This window comes from Caballeronia novacaledonica, from assembly GCF_900258035.1.
In the GTDB taxonomy this organism is placed as follows: Bacteria; Pseudomonadota; Gammaproteobacteria; order Burkholderiales; family Burkholderiaceae; genus Caballeronia; species Caballeronia novacaledonica.
Genome location: NZ_OGTP01000002.1, coordinates 167641 through 182322 on the forward strand (window position 1 = coordinate 167641; position 14682 = coordinate 182322).

Genomic DNA, 14682 nt, shown 5'->3' on the forward strand with positions numbered 1-14682 from the left:
GGCATCGCCGCACCGCATGCGGCGATGCCATTGCATCAACTTCCTTTTGCCTGCTTGCGCCGCCGATATTCCTCCACCGGCAAGCCACCCATGCCCCAGTTCTCCATCTCCACTTCTTCGATCACGACAAACGTGGCGTCGAGCGGCTTGTTCAACACGTCGAGCAGCAACTGGCTCACGCCTTGGATGAGCTGCGCTTTCTCATCGGCCGTGACGGCATTCGTGCCGGGCTTGCTGCCTTCGCGTGTGACTTGAATCGTGACCATCGGCATGGCGATCTCCTTGAGTGGATAACAACGAAGCGCCCGTAACGGGCGCATTCGCAACGGGCATAGATTCGATCAATGTCCGGCGCTTTGACCGCCGTCGACGTGCAGAATCTCGCCCGTCACGAAGGGCGCGGAATCAAGATACAACACGGCGTTCACGATATCGCTCATTTCGCCCATGTGTCCCATCGGATGCAGGGCGCCGAGCGCTTCATGCGTTTCGGGCGCGTGCATCGGCGACTTGATGATGCCGGGCGATACCGCATTCGCGCGAATGCCGGACTTCGCATATTCGATAGCAAGTGATTTCGTCGCGGCATTCAGGCCGCCCTTCGTCAGCGACGCCAGCACCGAAGGCACGCCGCTCACTGCATGATCGACGAGCGACGTCGTGACGTTGACGATATGCCCGCTCTTGTTCTTCTCCATTTGCTCGACAGCGAGCTGCGTGACATGGAAGAAGCCGTTCAGATTCACGTTCAGGAAGGTCGCGTAATCTTCTTGCGTATATTGCGTGAAGGGCTTGGCGATAAAGATGCCGGCGTTGTTGACGAGCGTATCGATGCGGCCAAACTTTGCGATTGCAGCATCGACGACACGTTGCGCGGTGGCGCGATCGACGATATCGCCCGCGACGGCGATGACATTCGGATCGTCCGGCTGCTGAATCGAACGGGCAGTTGCGACGACGCGATATCCTTGCGCGCGAAACGCACGCGTGATTTCCGCGCCGATGCCTTGCGACGCGCCGGTAACGATAGCGACTTTGTTTGCGTTGCTCATGATGAACCTCGATAGATGTTGATGTGGGCCTTTGCGGATCGGACCCGTGGCTCCGATGGGCGTAATTTAGGCTCTTCGAGATTCGTTGCGTACACACGCGATGGACAATCAGTCTTGCGCGCGAGGAACAAATGCGGCGCGCACGGATCGATCAGAAGAATGACTCGACGGGAGAAACGAAGCGACGTTGCGCAACGTGAAGACGTTCCTATTCGATTTATTCGGCACGGTCGTGGACTGGCGCGGCGGCGTTGCGCGTGAGGCTGCGCCTTTCCTGAAACGCTATGGCGCGACAGGCGCGCAGCCTGAAGCGTTCGCCGATGCATGGCGCAGTCGCTATGTGCCCGCGATGCGCGAGATCATCGGCGGCGAGCGATCGTTCGTGCGGCTCGATGTACTGCATCGCGAGAATCTGCTGGACGCGACCTCGCAGCGGCAAGAAAGTGCGGCTTGCGCACCGCGTTTATCGCGCGTCCGTATGAGCGCGGTCCGAATCAGACAGTCGATCTGAAAACCGAAAGCGACTGGGATGTCATCGCGAACGACATGATCGAACTGGCCGATGCCGCAGGCACGTGAACGCCGTGAGCATCGACCGATGAAGCGACGTTAAGCAGCGCCTTCGACAACACGGAAATCGCGCACCACGGAATCGCCCAGCACTTCCAGCGCATGCTGATAGGTTGCGCTGTTATAGGCGGCGACGGCTGCTTCGAGCGAATCGAATTCGATGACCACCGTGCGCTCGATGACGCCTTCGCCTTGTACCATCGCCGCGACGCCGCGAACGAGCGGACGTCCGCCGCCTTCCGCGATGGCCTGCGTTGCGATCTTCGCGTATTCGGCGGCTTGCTCGGGCTTCATGATCTTCTTGTACACGCTGACCCAATATCCTTTTGCCATCTGTATCTCCAGTGTTTGACGGGCGCCTTGCGCCATGAGGCGAACGCAACGCGCATCTGCGTTCTGTCCGGCGGCCAGCATAGCAAATTCTCGGGCGTGAATGCCCGCGCCGTCGATTCTGTGTGATAGCGGGAAAGGTGCTTTCCTGCGTTTGGGGTTAACCCGCGAAGTGCAGCGTCATAGACTGCTGTTACTGCTTTCGAACGACACCCTGTTCGAAGCCGGGCGCCTCATCACACTGGCGTTTCATCATGAAGTCGATCGTCCGCGCAGCCATTGTTGCCACCGCTCTTGTCGTTCCCGTCGCTTCGTTCGCGCAAAGCCAGATCACGCGCGCTCAGGTCCGTGCGGAACTCGCCGAATTGCAAAGCGTCGGCTATCACGTGGGCGACGGCGATCAGGCGCATTATCCCGAAGCGATTCAGGCGGCCGAAGCGAAGCTCGCGGCACGCGATGGCGCGACAGATTATGGCGGTACGGCTAACGGTACATCGCAATCGGGCGGTGTGCGTGTATCGCCGTCGGACTGGAACGCGATGTACTCGCGTTAATGCATTCAGTCCGCGGCGTATTTGCGGTCGAGTTCATCGAAGAGCGGCTTGTTCACGAGGCGCTGACGTTCGGTGAAAGGCGTGACGACTGCCGGATCTTCATCGAGCCGACCTTGCGATTTCAATGCGCCGAGCGCGGTCTGCATGCCGCGCACGGCGCTTTGCAACGCCGCATTCGCATACAGCACGAGACTGAAACCCAGGCGTGCGAGATCCGCCTGATCCGTGACGGGCGTCTTGCCTCCGATCACGATATTGATAAGCTGCGGCGCATCGAGCAACTTCGGCAGCGATGCGATTTGCTCCGGCGTCTCGATAGCTTCGACAAAGAGAATGTCCGCTCCCGCCTCGACAAACGCATGCGCGCGTTCGATCGCCGCGTCGAAGCCTTCTACCGCGCACGCATCGGTGCGCGCGATGATCAGGAAGTTATCGTCTTCGCGCGCATCCACCGCCGCGCGTATCTTGCCTGTCATTTCATTCGCCGAGATCACCGCTTTGCCCGCGAAATGGCCGCATTTCTTCGGCATCACCTGATCTTCCAGTTGTATTGCATCGGCGCCCGCGCGTTCCAGCGTGCGCACCGTATGACGCACGTTGAGCGCATTGCCGAAACCCGTGTCCGCATCGACGATGAGCGGTACGTCCACTGCATCGCGAATGCGCGACGTATGCTCCGCGATTTCCGAGAGGCCGATGAAGCCGAGATCCGGCATGCCGAGTGACATGTTCGTGACGCCCGCGCCGGTGATGTAGATCGCTTCGAAACCCAGATCGGCCGCGACGCGCGCGCTCATCGCGTTGAACGCGCCGGGCAGGAGCAGGGCCGTGCGTGCGTTGACACGTTCGCGAAAGGCGGCGCGGCGGCGTGAAGAGGAAGTGGTCATGGCTTCGGGTCCGGAAAGTGAGTTCGTGTCTGGCGTCGATATCGCGCCGCGCATTCAATGCTAACGCGCGATGCGTTTCGGCGCTCGTGCGGACTTCGCGCGTGGCGGAACGGGTTGTGCGGGCTCTCGTTCAATGTCTCGCTGCATTCTAGAAACGAAAGCCGACCTCGCATACTATGTTCATATCCTTGCGCGAGAGCGATAGCCTGCCGCGCTATCGCTTCGGCGCGCTGCCCGAAGCATGGGAGACATGCATGAATGAAATTTCAAACGAACTGCCTTTGCCGGACGGCATTCGCGCGCGCATGATCGACAACGGCAATGGCCTTTCGATGCATGTGCTCGAAGCCGGCTTCGATGCGCCCGGGCGCCCGTGCATAGTGCTGCTTCACGGCTTTCCTGAGCTTGCCTATAGCTGGCGCAAGATCATGAAGCCACTGGCGGATGCGGGCTTTTATGTCATCGCACCCGATCAGCGCGGTTATGGACGCACGACCGGCGGCAATGCTCTATTCGATACCGATCTCGACGATTTCAACTTTCCGAATCTCGTCCGCGATGTGCTGGGTCTCGTCTCGGCGCTGGGTTATCGCAGGATTGCATCGGTCATCGGTCATGATTTCGGTTCGCCTGTGGCCGCATGGTGCGCATTGATTCGGCCTGACGTATTCGCGTCCGTCGTGATGATGAGCGCGCCGTTCGCGGGGCCGCCTGCATTCGCGTTTAACACCGCGAAGGACGATGCGAGCGCCGCGCGCGTGGAAACGGCTGCGAATGTCATGGTGGAAGCGGTGGTGGGGCTCGCATCGCTCGATCCGCCCCGCAAGCACTATCAATGGTATTACTCGGGCGCTCAGGCCAACGACGATATGTGGCACGCGCCGCAGGGTCTCGCCGCGTTCCTGCGCGCGTATTTCCACGTCAAGAGCGCTGACTGGCCGGGCAATCATCCTCATCCGCTTGCATCCGTCACGCCCGATCAACTCGCGTTGCTGCCCGCGTACTACGTGATGCTTGCGGATGCAACGATGCCGCAGACCGTCGCGGAGCACATGCCCGGCGCCGATCAGGTCGCGGCGTGCGCATGGCTGTCCGATCGCGATTTGAACGTCTACGCCAGCGAATACGCGCGCACTGGCTTTCAGGGCGCATTGAACTGGTATCGCTGCGGCACCGATGCTCGTTATGCGGCCGCATTACGGACGTGGTCGGGACGCACGATCGACGTGCCGTCATGCTTCATCGCGGGCGCGAGCGACTGGGGTTATTATCAGCGCCCCGGCGATTTCGAAGCGATGCGCGTCCTGACCTGCACCGACTTTCGCGCAACGCATCTTATCGAGGGCGCGGGTCATTGGGTGCAACAGGAACAGCCGAGCACGGTCGCCAGCCGCATTCTGCGTTTTCTGAGGCACGATGCTCCCGCTGTCTAGCCGTTTGTCGGGAAAGTTGTATCGAGAAGTGTATGAAGTTTCTTGTTGTAAGAGTTGCCGGCCTATTGGCGATTTTCAGGAACTTCACTGAAAACGCTTTTGTCCACGAGCCTCGCGGCCTTTGAAGGTCGGCATCAACCGCGAGGAGAGTATCGATGAATAAAGGACGTGTTGCCGCGCTCGACGCTGGCCGGGCGCTCGCGATCGTCGGGGTAGTCGCTGTACATCTGTCTTTTCAGTTCCCCAATCTGCCTGGCAGCGTGACGCTCATTGCACGCATGGGCCAATACGGCGTGCAGCTTTTCTTCGTGATCAGCGCAATCACGATTTTCATGACGCTCGAAATGGATCACGCGCGCTGCGCAGATGCGCGCCATGTCACGTTGCGCTTCTATATCAAACGCTTCTTTCGCATAGCGCCGCTGTACTACGCAGCGATCGCGGTCTATGGCCTCATCAGCTATGGCGCGACGCGCTCGGGCATCGAGCGTGCATGGATTCTCGGTGCGCATGGCCCGGTGGACGTTCTGCTCAACATGCTCTTCCTGCATGCGCTTTCGCCGACCGCGATCAATAACGTCGTGCCGGGAGGATGGTCGATCGGCGTGGAGATGCTGTTCTACCTGATCGCACCGCTGCTGTTTTTTCTCGCGATGAATCGCGCGCGTCTGTTGCTCGCTACGGTCGTGCTGCTGGGTCTCTCGTGTGCAGTGATGTCGGTGAGCGATTGCAATGGCAGTCTCGATTGCAACGTCGCCAATAACACGTTCAGCTACTTCTGGCCGCCTGTTCAAGGGCCGTGCTTCATCATCGGCATGTGGGCGTGGTATGCATTCCGCTCGCATTTGCTCGGCGCGTCCGATGTCACGAGGCGCGTATCGTGCCTCTATTTCTCGCTTGCATTGGGTTTCGCACTCGCGACGGCTGCGCTAGGCGTATGGCTCGACAAGGCGCATGCGCTCGCACCCCTGTTCGCCGCATGCAGTGCCGTGGCGTTCCTCCTGTTCGTGTGTTCGCATCATGCTCGCAAACGTCGCGACGGCGCTCAGGCGACGCCGCGCGCCACGTTCGTCCGGCGCTGCGCCGCCGCGCTCGGTCGCGAAAGTTATGGCATTTACCTGTGGCACTTCATATGCGTCTATGTGACATTCCATTTCTTCGATCGCACATTCGGAGAGAAGAACGGCGAGACGTCGCTCGCGCTGTTCGGCGCAACGCTGATCGCCGTGCTCGTCGTCTCTTATGCGCTTTCGCGCGTGTCGGACCGGCTGATTCAAGGGCGCGCGACGCGTTTGTCGAGACGGCTGCTCGCATCGGTCGACCGACGTTTTCATCTGACACGCGATGTCTAGCCGCGAGGTTGCCTATAACAGCGCCTGAGTCTCCTTCGACGTCACCGGCGCCGCAATATCGATGCGCTGGCCGCGCGTGCGATACAACACGATACTCACGGTCAACGTCGCGAGTTCCGTGATGGCGACGGTCATCCAGATGCCGTTCGGCCCGAGCCAGTCAGAGAGGAACCACAGCATCGTCAACAGCAATAGCCAACTGCGCAGCAGCGCGACGATCATCGATGCGAGTGGCGCTTCGATAGCCGTCAGATAACCGCTGATCGCGACATTGATCGCGGCCGGCACGAATGCGAGCGCGCACCACGGCAATGCATCGCGCAGAAGTGCTTGCGCTGCCGGACTGTCGGGCACGAAGAGCGCGCCCAGCGGTTGCGCGAGCGTGAGCGTCGCGAAGGCGGCGGCGAGTGCGAATCCGGTCGTGACCATGATGCCGATGGAAAACACACGCGACACGTTCTGCGCATTGCCCGCGCCGCGCTGAAAGCTCACGATCGGCTGCATGCTCTGCACGAGCGCGACCATCGTGACCGACGCGATCATCGTCATGTATTCGACGACTGCGAACGCGACGAGGCCCGTATCGCCGAGCCAGCGCAACACCGCGTGATTGAAGGCGAAGAGCGTGACGCTCGGCGCGATTTCGCCAAGAAACTCCGACCCGCCGTTATACGCCATGCGCCACGCGTGATCGAGTCGCGCGAATGCGCGTGCTACCGGACGAACGTGTCGCGCGCGGACGAAGTGATAGGCGAGCATCGGAATGCAGGCGAGCGCCTGACTGATGCCCGACGCGAGCGCCGCGCCGCGCATGCCCCATTGCATGTGACTCACCATCCACCATGTCAACGCGACATCGGCGATTCCGCCTGCGACAAGACAGACCAGCCCGAATTTGGCCGCGCCTTCGATGCGCAAGAAGAGTTCGAGCGCATAACATGCAGTCGGGAACAGGACGAACGGTGCATAGGCATGCAGGAACTCTTTGGCGAGGCGCGCGAGTTCACCGCGAGCGCCTGTCCATTGCACGAAAGTATCGGCATGGAAATGAATCGCGAGTGCGAACGCCACGCCACATAAGCCGAGCAGCCACAGTGCCTGCGTGAATGCTTCGGCGGCATCGCGCTCGCGCCGCTCGCCGAGCAATCGCGAGACGAGCGTCGATCCGCCTACGCCGATCATCACGCTGAATGCATAGGGCAAGTAAAGCAGAGGGACGAGCAGATTCAATGCGGCAAGCGCATCGGCGCCGACATGGCGTCCGATGAAGATGCCGCTGATGACCGAATGCATGCAGTACACCCATGCGGCAAGCACGGTAGGCACAGCGAAGTTCGAGAATTGACGAACGAGGGATATGTTCTTGTTGAGCGAAACCATGACTGACAACCCGAGATTACTCGCTGAAAACGCCAATACGGGCACGCGCCGCAGTCGACGTGCGAGCAATGTTATGGCATGGCGCATTAGCGCTGTATGAGCGCGCCAGAGAACTTCAGGCGGGCCGCATCTGAATGAAACGAGACTGCGTAGCGCGATCTGACGGCGCGAGATACGCCAGCGGGCTACGAGATGAAAGACGTGATGTGCGAAGATCGCTTCAGGCCTTCACGATGCATCGATTGCGATGCGGTAGTTGGAGCGGCGAGCGCAAACAAAGGTTCCTTCGCCCGCTTTTAAGCGAATCATGATTCACGCACCGGATCATTGAAGGCTAGGCGCCCGACGCTTCCAGAGGCCGGTCCGATTTCGGGCGCAAGCCATACGCAGTCAGCATGCGATACAGCGTGACGCGAGAGATGCCCAATTCATCCGCGGCTTCACCGAGACGTCCGCGATGACGCAGCAGCGCCACTTCGATAGCCTGTCGCTCGGCCGCTTCGCGCGCTTGTGCGAGCGTCATCGGCGCGGCTTCCGCATACTCGCCCAGTTCGAGGTCGCCGGCGAGAATCTGGCGTCCTTCCGACATGACGATCGCGCGCCGCACGCGATTGATCAACTCGCGCACATTGCCCGGCCATCCATAGTTATGAAGCGCCGCGATCGCGCACGGTGCAAAGCCGCGCAGCCGCCGACTCGCATCCTTTCTGAAGCGATCGAGCATGTGATTCGCGAGCAGTTCGATATCCTTGCCGCGCACGCGCAACGGCGGCTCGTCGATCTGCAACACGCACAGGCGATGGTACAAGTCCGCGCGGAAGCGTCCTTCGATCATCGCCGCCTGCATATCGACGTGCGTCGCCGAGATGATGCGCACATCGACATCCGTCGATCCCTGGCCGCCCAGACGTTCGATCTTGCGTTCCTGCAAAAAACGCAACAGGCTCGCCTGGCTTTCGAGCGGCAAATCGCCGATTTCATCGAGAAAGAGGGTGCCGCCGTCCGCTGCTTCCACTCGTCCGATCTTGCGTTGATTCGCGCCCGTGAACGCGCCGCGCTCATAACCGAAGAGTTCCGATTGCAGCAGATGCGCGGGTATCGCGCCGCAGTTGATCGCGACAAACGGTTGCTCGCGGCGCACCGAACGCTCGTGAATGGCGACCGCCGTAAGTTCCTTGCCGGTGCCCGATTCGCCGGAGATGAAGACCGGCGCATCGGTCATCGCGACTTTGCGAATCGAGCGATACAGCGCCTGCATCGCGTCGCAGGAGCCGACCATGCAGCCTTCCTTGCATTCGTCCTTGCGCGGATCGTTGCTCGCGGTATCGTGGAGCGACACCATGCCGTACGCATGCCCGACTGCATCGACGATACGGTCCGCGGAAGAGGGCACCGTCACGTAGTCGAAACAAAAGTCGCGAATCAGCCGGCAAATCTCGGGGTTATCGACATGCTCGGCATCGACGGTCGCGACCCAGCCTATCTGATAGCTCGCGAGCATCGCGGTGAGCGTGGCCGCTTCGGCCGCAAAGCCACGTGTCGTCAGATCGACGATGCCCGCAGCCGCACGCTTGCCGTGTTTGTTGGATTTGGGCGGCTTCGCGGGATCGATGCGCTCGATCGCCCAGCCGCGGTCATGCAGGCGACCGGACAAATCGTCCGATACGGCACGACCCACGAAGTACAGCGTTCTGGCTTCCCCGTACATGGCTTCACTCGGCTTTTCTTGGTATAGCGGCAAGTATGCGCCCGGTTGCGGCAATGTAAAACGCCCCGCAAACGATAAGCCGATATCGAATGTTTACATTGATCGGCGGAATCGATTAAAAACATCAGAGCATTTTTTGCATCACGTCCGTGCGGAAATTTAGCGAACGCACGTGCTTTACCGATGTCTTCCATATGCAGACGGCCTTTCCCTGCATCAGCAAGGCGGAAGGAGTTACTCATCTGCTTATGAATATGATTAGCTCTGCAAGTATCTGCCCGTTTGAAAGTGGCCTCTGCTGAAATATCAGATAATTAGCACCTTCATGCATTTTTTGAATTTGCGACGCAGGCATTGCGGGCGTAGAGTTCGTGAGCGCGTCTCGTGTGATAAATACTCGTTCGAACATGGAAAAAGCAGAGAACCGCACTACAACGTATCAGCCGCGTTTGCTTTTGGTCGACGACGATCCGGCGATGGTCCGCATCATCGGCGAAATGCTCGCGGAATTCCCCAATCAGCGCTTTGCCGTTACCGGCGAGGCAGCGCTCGCCCTCGCGCGCGAATCGATACCGGACCTCATTCTTCTCGACGCCAATCTGCCCAACATGACGGGTTTCGATGTCTGCGAGATCCTCAAGAACGACGCGAAGCTCGCGCGCGTGCCGGTGATTTTCATCACGAGTCACGACGCGCCCGCGCTCGAAGTCGATGCGTTTCGCATGGGCGCAGCCGATTACGTGATCAAGCCGCTCGCCGCGCCGCGCCTTCAGGCGCGCGTGCGGGCGCAGCTTCGTTTGCGGCATCGCGTGATGGAGGCGCAGGCGGCGAAGCCCGCAACGACGAAACCCACGGGTGTCCGCGTGCTCGGCATCCTTGAAGACGACATGATCGAGATGCATCGGCGCGCGCTGGAGGCTATCGGCGCACTCGATCTGGTGAAGGATTGCGAAACCGCCCTGCGGCTTGCTCAAACCAGAGAGCCGGATGCGATCGTGCTGGATGCGCGTTGCTGCGATAACCCTTGTAACGCCGTGCGTACCTTGCTGGCGGAATTGGCTCACGTGCCTATCGTCGTATTAGCCGATGCGCGCGATGCCGAAACCGAGCAATGCACGCTCGACGCCGGTGCAGCGGATGTCATCGCGAAGCCAGCGAAATCTGCCGTGCTGCAGGCGCGTGTGCAAGGTGTGTTGACTTCTGCGCGCCAGGCGCGGGAAGAATTGCGCGCGCTGATGGAATCGGCGGGCGGCGCGAGTGTTCATCCGTTTCCCGTGATTGTTCGCGATACACGCACTGCGTAGCTATAACGCCGCGTTGCGCTCAAACTTGCTCGAGCATTTCGCGCGCGATCTCCGATGCGCGCGCGAAATCGAGCGCACGCACTCGCGCGAGAAATTGCTCGAATTCCTCGCGATACGCGCCCGGCGCATGCGGCGATAGCTTCTCGGATAACGCAATCGCTTGCAGATTCGAAGCATCGAGCAATTCGACGATCGCGGCGAGACGAGCGCGCCAGTCGTCGTCATCGAGCGGTAACGTGCCGGTCTCCGGATTCACGGACGATGACGCCGGCCCGAACTCAACGACGAGCTGCGCCACGCTCGATGCAAGCAATTCATGCATGCGCGGCAGTTGCGCGCGTGCTCCTTCGAGAAAATGCGCATCGGTTTCCAGCGTGCTTGCGAGCTCGGCGAGCGCCGCTGCGCCGATCGTGCCCGCGCTGCCTTTGATCGTATGCAGCATCGATGCGGCGCCGTGTGCATCGTGTGCCGCTAACGCGGAGTCGAGCCGCGCCAGTTGCTTTTCGGTCTGTGCACCGAAGCGGCCGACCGCATTGCGGATCAGATCGATATTTCCACCGAAGCGCGCGATGATCGAATCGCGCGGCTCGATGATCGCTTTTCCCGCATACACGCTCAGCGCGGCGACGAGTCGCTCGACGTCGATCGGTTTGCCCACGTGATCGTTCATTCCGGCCTGCAAACACGCATCGCGATCCGCGCCCGATGCATTGGCCGTCATCGCGATGATCGGCAGCGCGGCGAAACGGCCATCGGCGCGAATCAGACGCGTTGCTTCGAGGCCGTCGAGGTCGGGCATCTGCACGTCCATCAGCACGGCGTCGAAGTGTGCATCGGTCGCGACGATCCGATCGACGCCTGCACGGCCGCCATGGGCGAGCGTCACGGATGCGCCTTCCGCCAGCAGCAAACCCTCGGCGACCTGACGGTTGAGCGCATTGTCCTCGACCACGAGTAACGCGAGTCCTGCAAGGCGGCGCGTTTTCTTCGCCGGCATCTGCGTTGTTGCCGGCATCGCTTCGCTACCGCGATGCAACGCTGCGCGGATCGCGGCGGCGAGTTGCTTCGGTGTCACGGGCTTCGTCAGGAAACCGGCGAAGGGCGCGGCGCCGCCGTCCTGCGACTCGCGCAACACCTCTCGTCCGAAAGCGGTGACGAGCAGCACCAGAGGCGTCGCGCGGCCCTTCATCGCGCCGATCTGCTTTGCGGCGGCGAGCCCGTCGAGTCCCGGCATGCGCCAGTCGAGCAGGGCGATGTCATAGGGCGCATCGCTCAGCGCGGCCTCGCCGATGCGCGCGACCGCTTCCGATCCGCTCGTCACGATATCCGCTTGCCAGCCGAGCGAACGTACCGTGCGCGACATGATCTCGCCCGCGATCGCGTTATCGTCGGCGATAAGAATGCGCGCGCCATGAACGGGCATCGCGATGTCGTCATGCTCCGGCGCACCCGATGTATCCACGCCAAGCGTGATATCGAACCAGAAGCGGCTGCCTGCGCCGACGCGGCTTTCGACTTCGAGCTGACTGCCCATCATCGCGAGAAGCCGCTTGCTGATGACGAGCCCGAGGCCCGAGCCTCCATAACGCCGCGACGTCGATGCCTCGGCCTGCGTAAAGCCTTCGAAGATGCGCCCGAGTTGTTGCTCGCTAATGCCGATGCCGCTATCGCTTACCGCGATGCGCACTCGCAATCCATCGTCCGTCATGCCGGCCGAGTCCTCGCATCGATTCACGCTGACGACGATCTGCCCTTTCGACGTGAACTTGAGCGCATTGCCCGCAAGATTGATGAGCACCTGCTGAAGCCGGAAGCTATCGCCGACCAGCAGCGTCGGCAAGGTCGGATCGAGATCGAACAGCACTTCGACATCTTTCGTTCCCTGATTGCCCGCAAGCACGATGCCGAGTTCCTGCATCAGCTTTTCCGGCTCGAATGGATGACTGTCGATTTGCAGCTTGCCCGCTTCGATCTTCGAATAATCGAGGATATCGTTGAGCAGGTTCAGCAGCGATTTCGCGGCAGTTTCGGCCTTGCTCACGTAGTCATGCTGACGCGCGTTGAGCGACGTCAGTTGCACGAGATGCAGCATGCCGAGCACCGCGTTCATCGGCGTGCGGATTTCGTGACTCATGTTTGCGAGAAACGACGACTTCGCCGCGCTCGCCGCATCTGCCTGTTCCTTCGCGTTACGCAGATGGAATTCCAGTTCGTATTGATCGGTAACGTCGTAGTTCACGCCGGTCATCACCGCAGGCACGCCGTTCGCGTTGCGTTGCGTGCGCAGGCCGCTCTGGATGCGCCGCGTCGTGCCGTCCGGCAATACGATGCGAAACGGCGGCAAGGTCTCCGTTTCGCCCGCCGCGGCCGCGCGCAGGTCGGCCATGATCGCGTCGTGATCGTCGGGATGAATGCGCAGGCGCCAGTGTTCGAAGTGCAGTCCGTTGTCGAGCATTTCCGGCGGATATTGATAGAGCTCGAACATGCGTGCGTTCCAGTGCAGCTTGCCCGTCGCGATATCCCAGGACCAGATGCCCAGTTCGGCGATATCCGCGGCCAGCAGCAACTGGTCGCGTGCGTGAGCCAGCTCGGTGCGCTCCTTTCTCTGCCGGGAAATATCCGTAATGACAGATACAAAATGCAAAGCGCCGTCAAGCCGCATCGCGCCGGTAGAGACGTGCGCGGGAAACGATGTGCCGTCCTTGCGCTGGCCGGCAAGCTCGCAATCGGCGGTCGGCACGCCGTTCTCGCCCTTGAATTGCATTATGTATTCGTTATACGCATCCAGATGCGGCGGCGGAACCAGCATCCGGATGTTCTGCCCGATGACCTCGTCGGCCCTGTAGCCGAAGACTTTTTCGCCTGCCGAGTTGAACGAGCGGACGGCGCCGCGCTCGTCCACGGTGATGATCGGGCTGATCGCGGTGTCGAGCACGGTCTGCGTGGTGGCAAGGCTGCGGGCGAGTGCCTGCTCCATGCGCGTGCGCGCGGTCACCTGGCGCACGAGCCGCGCGCCGAACATCGCCAGGACGAGCGCGAGCACGGTCGTGACCGAGGCGTGCCAGAGCGTGTCGCGCCACCACGGCGCGAGGATTTCATCCTCCGAGAGCGCCGCCGCGACGAAGAGCGGATAGTCCTGCAATTCGCGCAGGCTGTTCAGGCGCGTGATGTGATCCTGCGAGGAACGCGTCGTGAACACGCCCGATCCGCCCTGTTCCAGATGTGAGCGATAGAGCGCCGTATCGATCACGTTCTTGCCGACGAAGCGGTCTTCGAACGGACGGCGCATGACCATCACGCCCGAGTTCAGGACGAGCACCGCCGCGCCCGATTGACCGAGATCGAGGCTGTCATAGAAACGCGAGAAGAAGTCGATGTCGATTGTCGCGAGCGCAGCGCCGGCGAAGCTGCCGTCGGGCGCATCGATGCGGCGCGAGATCGGCACGATCCACTTGCCCGTCGAGCGGCTTCGGACCGGCGGACCGATGTGCGAACCCTGATCCGCATGCGTGCGGTGATATTCGAAGTACTCGCGGTCCGAATTGTTGAAGCGCGAGTCGAGCGTGGGCTGCGAATTGACGAGCCAGGCGCCGGTCTTGTCGTAGATGAAGAGGCCGTTCAGTTGCGGCAGTTGATCGACGCGCGCGACGAGCGAGCGATGCAGCCGCGCGAGCGCCGGCGGCGACGTGCCGTCTTCCTCGACGCGTTCCACCATGCCGATGAGCGTCGTGTCGGCTTCCTTGAAAGTGTCGTTCGCGTGTTGCGCCATCGCGCGCGCGAGGTTGGAGGTCGCCGTCGTCATCTCGTCGATCTGCACACGGCGCGCGGCGACGCTGCGCCCGATATCGGTGCCGATCAAAAGCATGCAGACGATGACGATGAACACCGTCATCCTGAACGTGAGCGAATGGCGACTGATCACGCCGTGTCTCCGAATGAGCGATTGCAGCCGTATCTTATCGTGCAGTTGCGAAGCGGCCTTTCGACGGACGCGCGTGACGAGCACTCACATTCGTATACGGCGCGATCCGCGAAAACTTGAGCTCACGTCACGGGAATATTTTCGCGGGTTTTTCCGTATCGCAAGCATGGCTTCGGCGCTCATGACGTGT

The 14682-nt window shown here is 61.0% G+C and carries 11 protein-coding genes and 1 pseudogene; 5 read left to right on the forward strand and 7 right to left on the reverse strand.

Going from position 1 to position 14682, the window contains the following annotated elements; genetic code table 11:
• Window positions 1–35: 35 nt before the first annotated feature.
• Together NOV72_RS04615 and NOV72_RS04620 are read right to left on the reverse strand one after the other, a co-directional pair.
• The gene (locus NOV72_RS04615) at window positions 36–272 is read right to left on the reverse strand and encodes a tautomerase family protein (protein ID WP_106853424.1); all 237 of its coding nucleotides are present in this window, start codon (window positions 270–272) and stop codon (window positions 36–38) included.
• Window positions 273–341: 69 nt separating this feature from the next.
• The gene (locus NOV72_RS04620; protein WP_106853425.1) at window positions 342–1052 is read right to left on the reverse strand and encodes an SDR family NAD(P)-dependent oxidoreductase; all 711 of its coding nucleotides are present in this window, start codon (window positions 1050–1052) and stop codon (window positions 342–344) included.
• 196 nt (window positions 1053–1248) lie between these two features.
• On the opposite strand from NOV72_RS04620, the pseudogene NOV72_RS04625 reads away from it, so the two are divergent.
• Window positions 1249–1631: pseudogene (locus NOV72_RS04625) on the forward strand (hypothetical protein).
• Between the two features lie 30 nt (window positions 1632–1661).
• Here the strand turns inward: NOV72_RS04625 and NOV72_RS04630 are convergent.
• Window positions 1662–1955, reverse strand: coding sequence for a DUF1330 domain-containing protein (locus NOV72_RS04630; RefSeq protein WP_106853692.1), 294 nt, complete (start codon window positions 1953–1955; stop codon window positions 1662–1664).
• Window positions 1956–2206: 251 nt separating this feature from the next.
• Between NOV72_RS04630 and NOV72_RS04635 the strand changes: the two genes are divergently transcribed.
• Window positions 2207–2506: a DUF4148 domain-containing protein gene (locus NOV72_RS04635; protein WP_106853426.1), complete on the forward strand. Its 300-nt coding sequence runs from the start codon at window positions 2207–2209 to the stop codon at window positions 2504–2506.
• A 5-nt stretch (window positions 2507–2511) separates the two neighbouring features.
• Here NOV72_RS04635 and NOV72_RS04640 read toward each other — a convergent pair whose 3' ends face one another.
• The gene (locus NOV72_RS04640) at window positions 2512–3393 is read right to left on the reverse strand and encodes an isocitrate lyase/PEP mutase family protein (RefSeq protein ID WP_106853693.1); all 882 of its coding nucleotides are present in this window, start codon (window positions 3391–3393) and stop codon (window positions 2512–2514) included.
• A gap of 254 nt (window positions 3394–3647) precedes the next feature.
• On the opposite strand from NOV72_RS04640, the gene NOV72_RS04645 reads away from it, so the two are divergent.
• Together NOV72_RS04645 and NOV72_RS04650 are read left to right on the forward strand one after the other, a co-directional pair.
• Window positions 3648–4826: an alpha/beta fold hydrolase gene (locus tag NOV72_RS04645; RefSeq protein WP_106853694.1), complete on the forward strand. Its 1179-nt coding sequence runs from the start codon at window positions 3648–3650 to the stop codon at window positions 4824–4826.
• A 155-nt stretch (window positions 4827–4981) separates the two neighbouring features.
• On the forward strand, window positions 4982–6178 hold the full coding sequence (locus tag NOV72_RS04650) for an acyltransferase family protein (protein WP_106853427.1): 1197 nt from the start codon (window positions 4982–4984) through the stop codon (window positions 6176–6178).
• Window positions 6179–6190: 12 nt separating this feature from the next.
• On the opposite strand, the gene NOV72_RS04655 is transcribed toward NOV72_RS04650, so the two are convergent.
• Entirely contained in the window at window positions 6191–7504 is a 1314-nt protein-coding gene (locus NOV72_RS04655) for an MATE family efflux transporter (RefSeq protein WP_245932901.1), read from the reverse strand.
• Between the two features lie 388 nt (window positions 7505–7892).
• Window positions 7893–9266 carry a sigma-54 dependent transcriptional regulator gene (locus NOV72_RS04660; protein ID WP_106853695.1) on the reverse strand — a complete coding sequence of 458 codons (1374 nt, stop codon included), beginning with the start codon at window positions 9264–9266 and terminating at the stop codon, window positions 7893–7895.
• A gap of 407 nt (window positions 9267–9673) precedes the next feature.
• Between NOV72_RS04660 and NOV72_RS04665 the strand changes: the two genes are divergently transcribed.
• The gene (locus tag NOV72_RS04665) at window positions 9674–10570 is read left to right on the forward strand and encodes a response regulator (RefSeq protein WP_106853429.1); all 897 of its coding nucleotides are present in this window, start codon (window positions 9674–9676) and stop codon (window positions 10568–10570) included.
• Between the two features lie 19 nt (window positions 10571–10589).
• Here NOV72_RS04665 and NOV72_RS04670 read toward each other — a convergent pair whose 3' ends face one another.
• The gene (locus NOV72_RS04670) at window positions 10590–14492 is read right to left on the reverse strand and encodes a response regulator (protein WP_245932902.1); all 3903 of its coding nucleotides are present in this window, start codon (window positions 14490–14492) and stop codon (window positions 10590–10592) included.
• Between the last annotated feature and the right edge of the window lie 190 nt (window positions 14493–14682).